Genomic DNA, 12,138 nt, shown 5'->3' with positions numbered 1-12,138 from the left:
CTTATCTTTTCAATAATAAGTACAATAGGTATTGAATCATTTAGAAATAATGTTAATAAATATTATATTATTTTATTTTTTTTAATAATGTTTATTTCATTTATAGTTTTTAATTTTTTTATTAGAATTTTATACCTTAAAACAAAAAATATAACTTTTAAACAACCTACATTTACTAACAAAAAATTTATTTTAAAAAAATTTTTTAAAATACTAATACCAATATTTATAATAAGAATAATATTTTTTGTAATATTTTTCCCTGGGAATTTCACGTGGGATAGTATGTACTGTATAAAAGAAGGAATAGGAGTTCTTCAATTATCTAATTCTCACCCATATCTTTATATCTATACAGTAGGATTATTTGGAAAACTCGGTTTAAAATATTTTTCATCAGTTGGTATAGGAATTGGAATTTTTAATTTTATAAATTTAATTTTTACAAGCATTGTATATTCTCTTTTACTATACAAATTATTTGAATTTAAATTTAATAAAAAATTAAAAATAGCTTTGTATTTTTATTTTTGTGTAAATCCATATTTTATAGTTTATAGTTTTACACTGTATAAAGACGTTATATTAGGTAATTTTTTGCTTCTTTTTGTTTTATTGATGATTGAAATGATTTACAATCCTAAAATATTCTTTAGTAAAAATATTTCAATAATATATTTTCTAATTTCTGTTTTTGGAGTGTTTATGTTACACCGAAAAGCAATAATTTATGTTATTGTAGGTTTGGTATTCTTATTATTTGGTACTCAAAAAAAATATAGAATAAATACTTTGACATTAATTTTTTTATCTATAATATTTTGTTTTTCAGCAAATAAAATCACAAAAAGCATTTTAAAACCTTTAGAAAGTTCAATGAAATATGATTATTTATCTACAAGATTTCAACAATTAGCAAGTGTTGCTAAATATCATCCGGAATCATTTTCTGAAAACGAGCTAAAATTATGTGATAAAATTTTTGGACTAGAAAAAATAAAAAATGATTTCGACCCATATTGTGCAGACCCAATTAAAAACCATATAAGGGAAGATAATTTTAAAGATTTAAAAAATGATTTCTTTAAACTATGGTTTAAAATGTATTTAAAACATCCTAAAACAAATATTGATGCTATTTTAAATTTATCTTTATCTTACTTTTATCCCTATAAATTTAGAGAAGGTATGTGGATTGGAGATTATTATGAACATATGTATGAAACAAAAACAGATTGGTTCACTTTTAAAACTTTTGATAAAACATCTAACTTACAATTAAAAGAAAAATATGGATATTTTGATAAAGGATGGAATCAAAACACAGATTTTAAAGAAATACATAAATTAAAGAAAACAACAACAAATATAATTTATTCTATAGCCTCATATCCTGTAATTTCTTCATTTTTAAAAGCAGGATTTGCTACTTGGTTGCTTATCTTATCAATAGGATATTCAATTTTGAAAAGAAACAAAAAAATTAGACCTTTAATATATTTATGTCTTTCCATTGTACTTACTTGTATTTATTCGCCTATAGTAAATTATTACAGGTATTCATATTTAATATTTATAACTGTTCCAATACTTATTCCGCTTTTATTTGTAAATAGTTATAAAAAAGAGTAGTAAGGATAATTTTCTTACTACTCTTTTATTATTAAACATTTTTCTAAATTCTTGATCTTAGTTTTAATATTTTATATAGTCTTAATACTGAATAAATGTAAGATGCAAGTCTTGTCGTTACGTCATACTCTTGTTGAATTTTTAATATTTCATTATATGCAAGTAACATTTTATATTCTACTTTATTCAAAACATCATCTTCAGTCATATCAATACCTGAAATATTTTGCACCCATTCAAAATATGAAGCTATAACTCCTCCGGAATTTGCCAATATATCCGGAATGACTACAACATTTTTTTGTTTCAAAATTCTATCGGCAAGATAATCAACGGGTCCATTTGCTCCCTCAACTATCAGTTTAGCTCTTATTTTATTTGCCTCTTCTTCTGTAATAGAATTTTCCAACGCACATGGAATTATTACATCAACATCTAATGAATAAAATTGGTCGATTGAAATAAGTCTTGCTCCTTCAAAGTTGATTAATGTTTTATGTTTCTCAAAATGAGAAATTAATTTTGAAATATCAAATCCTTTTTCATTATAAATTGTATAAACACCTTTTTCATTATCATACTCTGAAATAGATAAAATATTTCCACCCATTCTTTCTAAATGTTTAGCAGTATTTGAGCCGACATTTCCAAAGCCTTGAATAGCAATTCGCGAATTTCTTATATCTATTCCTAACTTATTTAGAGCCTCTCTTGTCATAACTGCAACTCCAACTCCTGTTGCCTCTTTTCTTCCATAAGAACCTCCAAATCCAAGTGCTTTTCCGGTAAATGTTGCAAGAGTATTATTTCCGGTTAGATTTATGTATTCGTCCAACATCCAAGCCATAATTTTTTCATTTGTATTTACATCCGGAGCCGGAATATCGAATCTATCTCCAATATATTTATACAATTCTTTTACATATCCTCTTGAGAGTCTTTCAAGTTCATTTTCGGATAATTCATTTACATCTACAATTATTCCTCCTTTTCCTCCACCAAAAGGAAGATGAGTAGCAGAACATTTTAAACTCATCCAAATAGATAGAGCTTTAACTTCATCAACATTTACATTTTGATGAAATCTAATCCCACCTTTATATGGACCCATAACATCACAATGTTGTGAACGATAGCCTTTAAATACTCTAACTTTTCCATTATCCATTTTAACCGGAATATTTATTTCTATCGTTCTTTCAGGCTCTTTTAAAAGTTCATACAAACTATCATCTAAATTTAAGATTTCACATGATTTTTTCAAAATCTTTTGAACATTTTCTAACGAATTAACATTATGCATACAATTCTCCTATAAATAATTTTCCCATTCTAAATATAAATTTTCCTTTTCTTTTATCAACTTAGATAAATCTTCGCTAATTTTTAAAAATTTATCTTTATCATTAAAAATTTCAGGATTTTGAATATCTTTATTTAAACTTTCAATTTTATCTTCAATTTCAAAAATTTTATTTTCAATATCCTTTAATTTTTGCTTATTTGCTCTTTCTTCTTTTTCTTTTTCTCTTTTTTTCTTCTTTTCTTTTTCAAGCTCCGTTTTAGAAATTATTTTTTCTTCAGGCTCATCTTTTTCATTTAGCTTTTCTAAAAAATAATCATAATTTCCGTAAAACTCTGTAATTTTATTATCTTCCAAATACCAAATTTTATTTACAACCTTATTCAAAAAATATCTATCGTGAGAAATTGTAAGAACGGTACCTGAATAATCAGAAATTGCTTTTTCTAAAACTTCTTTACTTTCAATATCTAAATGGTTTGTAGGCTCATCTAAAAGTAAAAAATTGGATTTAGACAACATAAGTTTTAAAAGCTCAAGCCTTGCTCTTTCTCCACCACTTAATTCTCCAACATTTTTAAAAATATCTTCGCCTACAAAATTAAATTTTGCAAGATAACTTCTAACATCAAAATTATTCATCTTCGGGTATGAATCCCAAAATTCGTCCATAATAGAATTTTGATTATTCAAAGTCTTTTGCTCTTGGTCATAATAGCCTAAAGAAACTCTTGCACCAAGATTGCAACTTCCTTTAATTCCCTCTAATTTTTGACAAATTATTTTAAATAGAGTTGTCTTTCCAACTCCATTTTTGCCAACAAGTCCAATCTTATCTCCTTTATAGACATTTAAGTTTATATCTTCAAACAAAATCTTTTCGTTAAATCCCATTGATAAATCAGAAATTGTCAAAACATCTTTTCCGGATTCAACCTCAGGAACAAGTTTTAATTTCATTGAATTTTTATAAATTTCAGGATTTTCAATCAAATCCATTTTTTCAAGCATTTTTCTTCTTGAACTGGCTTGTTTTATAAATCTATTATTTCCATAATTTTCAAATCTTTGAATAATTTCTTTTTGTCTTGAAATTTCTTTTTGTTGTTTTTCATAAAGATGCTTATTTACTTCAAGTTCTCTTTCTCGTCTATAAATAAACTCATCATATCCACAGTCAAAAGTTTTTAATTTCTTATTTTCTATTGAAAAAATCCTATTACAAACAGAATTTAAAAAGTATCTGTCATGAGAAATAACAAGACAGCTCCCCTTATAATCTCGAAGATAACTTTCTAAGAATTGAATTGACTCCATATCTAAATGGTTGGTCGGCTCATCAAGTAAAATTAAATTTGACGATTTTAGTAAAATTTTTGCTAAATGTAATCTACTTTTCTGCCCACCACTTAAATTATTAACGGATTTTGAAAATTCTGTTTCTAAAAAACCAAGACCGAGTAAAACGCCTCTAACTTTTGAATTATATGAGTATCCATCATTTTCTTCAAAATAACGTCTTTTATTTTCATATATATCAAAAAGTTTGTGCATTTCATCATCACTTAAATTTTTATTTCCCATTTCAATTTCTAATTCTCTAAGCTCGTTTTCGAGTGAAATAATATCTTCAAAAACTTCTAAACATTCATCATACACATTATTTTCACTAGTATATGAAACATTTTGATGCAAAATAGAAAAATTTACATTTTTTGAAAAATTTATTTCTCCACTATCAAAAGATAATTCTTTTGTTAAAAGATTAAATAAAGTAGTCTTTCCACTTCCGTTATCTCCAACAATTCCAACCTTATCTCTATCCGAGATAGAAAAAGTTAAATTTTCTAATATATTTTCATCTATAAATGACTTAGTCAAGCCATTAACACTTAAAATAATCATAATACACCCTTTTAGAAAATGAATTTAGACTCAAAAGTGCCAACCTTTCCAGCTGCAAGTAAAACACTAAAATATATATATGCAGTTTGATGCCAAAGAATTGTTACATCTAACATTCCATGTAAAATAACTACACAAGTTAAGGAAATTATAAGTCTAAATAAATTTCTTCTTCTTATACTGTAAACTTTTTTACATAATCCAAAGAAAAATGGAAATATTATAGCTATCCCTACAATACCAAAATTTATAAGCAAATCGAGGACAATATTATGTGCATGATTTGCAGGGTGAGTTACCCACATTGCATTTTGATAAGCCATAGGACCACTACCAAATAAAAAAGTTTGTTTAAATAATTCAATTGCATTTTCCCATATTTCTTTTCTTGTTCCAAGTGAATTACCTATAAATTCATATCTTGGAAATACCCTATTTGAGAAAATCATTAGAATAACTATAACTACTGTAAAAACACCAAGAAAAGCAAATACTTTCTTATTGTTTTTAGTCAAAGAAAGCACCAACGTAGCTATAAGTATAGTTGGTAGTGCTGTTCTATTTTCAGTTAAAAATAAAACTATAAAAGCAAGTGTACTTACACACAAAAAGTATAATCTACTCTTTTTATTTTTATTCGATAAAAAGTAGTACATAGCTATTATAATTATAAATTCACATATTGTTGCATAGTAATTTGTATTGAAAAAAGATGATATAGGTCTATGTAAAGACATATATTCAATAAATTCATACATTTTTAAATGCATACTGAACTTATTATACAAAACAGAAAAAATCGTCAAGATAAAACAAAAAATCGATACAATCATATATAAATTTATAATCCTTGAAAATAATTTTCTGTTTATAATCATTCTATAATACATAAAAAACATAGAAAATTCAAACAAAATAATTGAAACGCCTATGCCATATAAATTGTGTTTTAATATTGATATAAATATTGTAAGACTCAAAAATGCTAAAATATTTTTAACATAAGGAGTTTCTTTTATAACAGGAATAATTTTCCCACTAACTAACAAATAGAAAAATAAAGCGTTAAATGAAAAAACTAAAAAATAAAAAGGTAAAAAAACCGTAAATGAAACAATTAAAATTAAAAGTTCATCAATATTTAACTCATATTTTTCTAAAATTTCATTAATATAATTCATATATTTAAAGCCTTTCATAAGACATTTTTTGATAAAACTTATTTCAATTATAGCATAAAAACAAAAAAAATAAAACTCTTAAAAAAGAGTTTTATCAAATAATTATCTAACACCAGGATAATCTTTTAAACTATTCATATAATAAGTTAGAGTCAATAAACTTCCATCTAAATGAACATTTTCAAGAACAACGCTCTTTGGTAATTTTAAGTCAATAGGTGCAAAATTCCAAATGCCCTTTATACCACATGCAACTAATTTATCTGTAATTTCTTGAGCAGGTCTTGCAGGTATAGCTAGAATTGCAATATCTACTTTTTCTCTAGTAACAACTTCTTCCATTTCAGAAATATCTTTTACAACTACATCATTATGTTTACTTCCAATGATTTCAGGAGAATTATCAAAAATTCCTACAACCTTAAATCCTTTTTTTCTAAATCCACTATAATTTAATAATGCACTACCTATATTTCCAAAACCAATAATAACTACATTGTATGGTTTATCAACACCCATAATTTTTTCCAATTCAATTTTTAGCTCTTCAACATTATAACCATAACCTTGTTGTCCAAAAGCACCAAAATGATTTAAATCTTGTCTTATTTGTGATGCAGTCAAACCAGTTATTTTACTTAGTTCTTGAGAAGACACTCTTATAATACCTTTATCCCCTATCAATTCAAGATATCTGTAATACTTAGGCAAACGTTTTATAACCGCAACAGAAACTTTCTCGTCTAACATAATAACCCTCCTACCACTGTGTTTTTAATTAATCCTTAAATATGTAATCTTAAAAACAACTATCTGTTTTAAGTATTATAACACTAATCTAATTTTATTGCAATATTTTTTACAATGTTTTTTACAATGTATCACTAATTTCATTAAAGTTTATCACTCTATACTAATCATAATAAATACTTTTTAACTAAATTTAAACAAAATATCTTGAAAAATGTAAAAAAAAGTTCTAAAATATAGTTAATAAAATTTAGGAGGAAATCACTTTGAATAATTTTGAAGTAATAAAAGACAATCCAATATTTAAAGATTTTTCAATAGATGAAATAATAGAAACTTTTTCTGTAATATCATTTTACGAAAAAGAATACAAAAAAAATGATTTAATATTAAATGAAAATATAAAATTAGAATATTTTGGAATAATTGCTGAAGGAAAAATAGCTATTTCAAATTTTGACCATTTTGGAAATAGAAATATACTAAATGTTTTTGAAAAAGGAGAAACATTTGCAGAGGCTTTAGTTGCATTAGAAATAAACATTCCCCACGAAGTAATTTCACTTACAAATTCTTCCATTTTATGGATTGAATATAAAAGTCTATCAAAATCAAATCAATATTCTAAAATTTTAAATAATTTACTAAATATAATAGCGACAAAAAATTTAATCTTAAATAAAAAATTACAAATATTATCAAAAAGAACAACTAGAGAAAAAATTTTAGAGTATCTTTCAAATCAAAAAAAAATATTATCACCAGATAATAAAATCGAAATAAATTTAAATCGAAATGAGATGGCAGACTATCTTGCACTCGATAGAAGTAATCTATCCAGAGAGCTTAGCAAATTAAAAAAAGAAGGCATAATTGACTTTGAAAAAAATAAATTTAAATTACTATAAATAATTCTTGATATACGAAAAAAGGAGGTTAACGCCTCCTTTTAAAATTATTTCAATGATTTTGGTTTACCAATAATTTCCGAATAAACCACTGCTCTTAAAAGATTTTCTCTATCCTTTAAGCCTAATTTGTCATTTTTTTTCTTAATTAATTTTTCTAAATTATGATTTTCTTTTATTGAATTAGTATTCTCCATTTTATGAGAACTATACATTTGACTTTGTCCTTCAATAGACTCTGTCATCATGCTATTTCCTTCAATAGAATAACCTTCTAAGCCCTGACCCTCCATAGAAGAAGTCATAATACTCTTACCTTCAGAACTTTCAAAACTTCCATAAGATTTTTGTTTAGAATTATTTTTTTTACTCTTATTTTGATTTTTTTTATTCTTAGATTTAGTTGATGCCTTTAAAACATTTCCGTTATAACTTTCATGTTCTTCATTCAACTGTGCTTTTATATCATTAAGCTCAGACTTTAATTCATCAATAAAAGATAAAAAACCTGAATTTTTACTCATAGGAAACACCCCTATTCTGCTAATGATTCTCTCATTTTAGTATCAGATTTTAAATTTTTTAATTTTTCATAATCCAGTACAGAAATATTTCCATCTTCAAATGCTTTTGCAATAGCAAGAGGAATCTTACTTTCTGATTCAACAACTTTAGCTTTCATTTCTTCAATCTTAGCTTTGTTTTCTTGTTCAACAGCAACAGCCATTGCACGTCTTTCTTCTGCCTTAGCTTGTGCTATCTTCTTATCAGCTTCGGCTTGGTCAGCTTGTAATTGTGCTCCAATATTTCTACCAATATCTACATCGGCAATATCAATAGATAAAATTTCAAAAGCAGTTCCTAAATCTAGACCTTTTTTCAAAACAGTTTCTGAAATAGCATCCGGATTTTCAAGAACTAAGCTATGTCTTTCAGCACTACCTACAGTAGTAACAATACCTTCTCCAACTCTCGCTATAATAGTTTCTTCTCCAGCACCACCAATAAGTCTTGAAATATCAGCTCTAACAGTAACTTTTGCCATAACTATTACTTCAATACCATTCATAGCAACTGCAGCAATCTTTGGAGTATTAATAACTTTAGGATTTACGCTGACTTGAACAGCTTCTAACACATCACGTCCAGCAAGGTCAATAGCTGTTGCCATTTCAAAAGTCAATTCTATATTTGCCTTTTGAGCAGCAATCAAAGCATCAACAACATTATTTACATTACCTCCTGCTAGATAATGTGCTTCTAATTCTGAAATGTTAATATTAACATTAGCCTTTGTAGCTTTAATTAATGGGTAAATAATTTTTGATGCTCTAACCCTCCTAAGTTTCATTCCAATAAGGTTTGAAATTTTTACTTTAACCCCACTGAATAAAGCAGTAATCCAAAGTCCTACGGGAACAAAATAAAAGAACCCGAACACCAAAACCACTACTAAAAGTACAACTAAGCTATTAGTTCTTGGTAACATTCTCATAACTAAAACCTCCCTTTTTTATTTACACTATCGTGTATAATTACATTATATCACTTTTTTTAAAAAGTGCAATAGCAAAAAAAGAAATCAATTTCATAAATTAATTTCTTTTTAATCTAAATTATCACATTTTATTTTTGCACTAACTTCATTGTTATTTATTTCTAATTCATCAACTAAATGTTTAACAATTCTAAGACCACGACCTGACGTAGTCATATTTATATCTCCATTTTCGTTAAATATGTAATTTATTCCGTCTCCCTCATCTTTAACATTTATATGTATGCAATCTGTATTTACACAAACTTTTAAATTTATTCCCTTTTCTCTATTACATTTATTTCCATGTTCGTAACTATTTATAACTATTTCATTTATAACAATTCTAATATTAAACATAAGCTCTTCATCTCTAACAACAGATGACAATTTATTCAAAACAAAAGAAACTGCATCATCAATATCATTTAAATCACTTTTAATAATTTTAGCATATTCAAAATCCATATTTTGCTCCTAACTTTATAATATAATTTATATACCCAATTAAAAATTATTATTAACAAATTTTTAAAAAATTTTTATTTGCATATTTAGAATTTTTTTAATATAATATACACTATGAGGTGATTTATATGTTTTTTAAAAATAAAAATTTAGCTAAAATAGATTTATTTATACTTATTTCGCTAGTTTTAATCATATTAATAGGATTAGTTAATTTATATAGTGCAACAATAAGTTTAAAAAGGAATTTTATGATTTCTCAAATTGTTGCAACCGCTTTAGGTTTTATCTTAATGTTTATACTTATTGCAATTGATATAAAATTTTTAAAGAGATTATACTTACCAATTTATATAGGTTCAATTTTTCTTTTAATTTTAGTCCTTATAATTGGTACAGGTGATTCAGTTGGAGCAAGAAGTTGGATTAGATTCGGTCCAATATCTTTTCAACCGTCTGAATTTGTAAAACTTGGTATGATTATTTGTTTAGCCACAGTTATAGAAAAAAATAGTGCAAAAATAAATGAGCCAAAAACTTTATTAAAAATTTTAGTGTTTGCTTTTTTACCTGTTGCACTTGTTCTTAAACAACCTGATTTCGGAACAGCATTTGTGTTTGTGTTAGTAATAGGCTCAATGCTATTTGTTGCAGGGATTAGCTTAAGACTTGTAGTTTATACATTATTTGCTACAATAGCAAGTCTTCCAATTTTTTATATAAGCCTATCTCCATATCAAAAAAACAGAATTTTAAATTTCTTACACCCTGAACGTGACGTTACAGGTACGGGTTATCAAGCTGTTCAAGGAAAAATTGCAGCGGGCTCCGGAAAATTTATCGGTAGAGGTCTCTTTAAAGGCCCTCAAAATCAATTTAACTTTATTCCTGAAAAACAAACAGATTATATATTTCCTGTTTTCGTTGAAGAAATGGGATTTGTAGGTGGAACAATTTTAATTGGACTTTATACTGTTATGCTTTATAGATTTGTTAAACTTTCTAAAAAAACAGTAAATAAATTCAATCAACTTTTAATCGTAGGAATATGTGCAATGTTTTTAGCTCATATTTTTGAAAATATTGGAATGACAATCGGGCTTATGCCTATAACCGGTATTCCACTTCCATTTTTAAGTTATGGTGGAACATTTCAATTAATAAATTTAATTGCAATGGGAATTGTATTATCAATTTCTTGTGAAAAAACTCCATTAGACTTTATGTAATAAATGTTTATATTGAAAAAGCTCGGTCAAACCGAGCTTTCCTTATAATTCATAGTAATTTTTTTCTGTTGATAGATAATCTACAACTCTTACAACTTTTTCGTCTTCAATATATACTCTAGGTATTCTCATATTTATTCTACAAATCAAATCATATACATTTGTATTTGCCATATTTGCAATTTCAAATATATCTAATTTCATATCTTTATATTCTCCATAAAGTAAAACTGTATCTCCAATTTTTATATCATCAATATGAGAAACATCTATCATAGTTTGATCCATACAAACTTTTCCTAAAATCTTTGCTTTTTGATTATTTATCATAACATATCCTTTATTACTTAACTCATAAGGATAACCATCTGCATAACCTACAGAAATTGTCGCAACTTTAATAGTCTTATCTGCACAGAAAGTTCTTCCGTATCCAACCGTATCGCCTTTTTTAATGTACTTTATATTACTTACAGTACTTACAAAACTGACAACAGTATCCATTTTTATCTTTGAATTGTCTTTTACATATTCTGAAGGATAATGTCCATAAATTCCAATTCCAACTCTTACCATATCATAATAATAATTATGAAGTAAAACTCCTCCGTCATTTCCTATATGTAACATTGGCATTTTTAAATTTTCTTCTTCTAAAATTGACTTAACCTTTTCAAATCTTTCTACTTGCAATTTTGTAAATGAAAAATCATCAATATCAGAAACGCATAAATGTGAAAACATTCCTTTAACTATAATATGTTTCATAGAATAAATTTCTTTTAAATATTCTCTTAACTTATCATCAATTAAAAATCCTAATCTATTCATTCCGGTGTCTATTTTAATATGAATTTTACATTTTTTTCTACATTTTGCTGCTATTTCATTTAGTTCTCTAACCATTCCTATATTATAAACAGTTAAATCCACATTATTTTTTATCAATTTTTCAAATAAAGCATTAGGAACATAACCTAAAATTAAAATAGGTAATTTAATTTTCTTTTTCCTAAGTTCCATAGCCTCTGAAAAGTTTGCTACACAAAAATAATCTGCACCTTGTTTTTGTAAAAATTCTGCAACAGTACAAGCTCCAAGTCCATAAGCATTTGCCTTTAAAACTATTCCAACTTTAGCTCCATTGCATTTTTCTTTTATTTTCAAAAAATTATTTTTTAATTTATCTAAATCGACAAAAATCAAAGATTGATTTTCATACATA

11 protein-coding genes are annotated in these 12,138 nt (G+C 25.8%); 3 read left to right on the top strand and 8 right to left on the bottom strand.

The genetic code is table 11. From position 1 onward, the window contains the following. Positions 1-285 precede the first annotated feature (285 nt). Positions 286-1,632 (top strand): DUF6020 family protein, encoded by a 1,347-nt coding sequence (locus tag ACKTSI_RS03475; protein WP_311526102.1) that lies wholly within the window; start codon positions 286-288, stop codon positions 1,630-1,632. A gap of 43 nt (positions 1,633-1,675) precedes the next feature. Here the strand turns inward: ACKTSI_RS03475 and ACKTSI_RS03470 are convergent, their stop codons facing one another. The 4 genes from ACKTSI_RS03470 to ACKTSI_RS03455 form a co-directional block, all read right to left on the bottom strand. Further along, positions 1,676-2,935: a Glu/Leu/Phe/Val family dehydrogenase gene (locus tag ACKTSI_RS03470; RefSeq protein WP_407863095.1), complete on the bottom strand. Its 1,260-nt coding sequence runs from the start codon at positions 2,933-2,935 to the stop codon at positions 1,676-1,678. Between the two features lie 9 nt (positions 2,936-2,944). Next, a complete protein-coding gene (locus ACKTSI_RS03465) occupies positions 2,945-4,840 on the bottom strand; it encodes an ABC-F family ATP-binding cassette domain-containing protein (protein ID WP_308577933.1) in 1,896 nt (631 codons plus the stop codon). Positions 4,841-4,851: 11 nt separating this feature from the next. Further along, complete coding sequence (locus ACKTSI_RS03460; protein ID WP_231723244.1) at positions 4,852-6,021, bottom strand: O-antigen ligase; 1,170 nt, start codon at positions 6,019-6,021, stop codon at positions 4,852-4,854. A 102-nt stretch (positions 6,022-6,123) separates the two neighbouring features. Further along, on the bottom strand, positions 6,124-6,771 hold the full coding sequence (locus tag ACKTSI_RS03455) for a redox-sensing transcriptional repressor Rex (protein WP_068472455.1): 648 nt from the start codon (positions 6,769-6,771) through the stop codon (positions 6,124-6,126). 266 nt (positions 6,772-7,037) lie between these two features. Between ACKTSI_RS03455 and ACKTSI_RS03450 the strand changes: the two genes are divergently transcribed. Continuing rightward, on the top strand, positions 7,038-7,679 hold the full coding sequence (locus ACKTSI_RS03450) for a Crp/Fnr family transcriptional regulator (RefSeq protein WP_407863094.1): 642 nt from the start codon (positions 7,038-7,040) through the stop codon (positions 7,677-7,679). Between the two features lie 47 nt (positions 7,680-7,726). Here the strand turns inward: ACKTSI_RS03450 and ACKTSI_RS03445 are convergent, their stop codons facing one another. From ACKTSI_RS03445 to ACKTSI_RS03435, 3 genes are all read right to left on the bottom strand, one after another. After that, positions 7,727-8,203 carry a hypothetical protein gene (locus tag ACKTSI_RS03445; protein WP_288868373.1) on the bottom strand — a complete coding sequence of 159 codons (477 nt, stop codon included), beginning with the start codon at positions 8,201-8,203 and terminating at the stop codon, positions 7,727-7,729. An 11-nt stretch (positions 8,204-8,214) separates the two neighbouring features. After that, positions 8,215-9,168 (bottom strand): flotillin-like protein FloA, encoded by a 954-nt coding sequence (gene floA, locus ACKTSI_RS03440; protein WP_156435980.1) that lies wholly within the window; start codon positions 9,166-9,168, stop codon positions 8,215-8,217. Between the two features lie 117 nt (positions 9,169-9,285). Beyond that, positions 9,286-9,684: an ATP-binding protein gene (locus tag ACKTSI_RS03435; RefSeq protein ID WP_068472463.1), complete on the bottom strand. Its 399-nt coding sequence runs from the start codon at positions 9,682-9,684 to the stop codon at positions 9,286-9,288. A gap of 128 nt (positions 9,685-9,812) precedes the next feature. On the opposite strand from ACKTSI_RS03435, the gene rodA reads away from it, so the two are divergent. Beyond that, positions 9,813-10,913 (top strand): rod shape-determining protein RodA, encoded by a 1,101-nt coding sequence (rodA, locus tag ACKTSI_RS03430; protein WP_068472465.1) that lies wholly within the window; start codon positions 9,813-9,815, stop codon positions 10,911-10,913. A gap of 42 nt (positions 10,914-10,955) precedes the next feature. Here the strand turns inward: rodA and alr are convergent, their stop codons facing one another. Next, entirely contained in the window at positions 10,956-12,137 is a 1,182-nt protein-coding gene (gene alr, locus ACKTSI_RS03425) for an alanine racemase (RefSeq protein WP_288868377.1), read from the bottom strand. Position 12,138: the final 1 nt, after the last annotated feature.

Source organism: Parvimonas parva (genome assembly GCF_045866535.1).
Classification (GTDB): Bacteria; Bacillota; Clostridia; order Tissierellales; family Peptoniphilaceae; genus Parvimonas; species Parvimonas parva.
The sequence above is the reverse complement of the archived record's forward strand: the minus strand, read 5'-3'. Positions and strand labels throughout refer to the sequence as shown.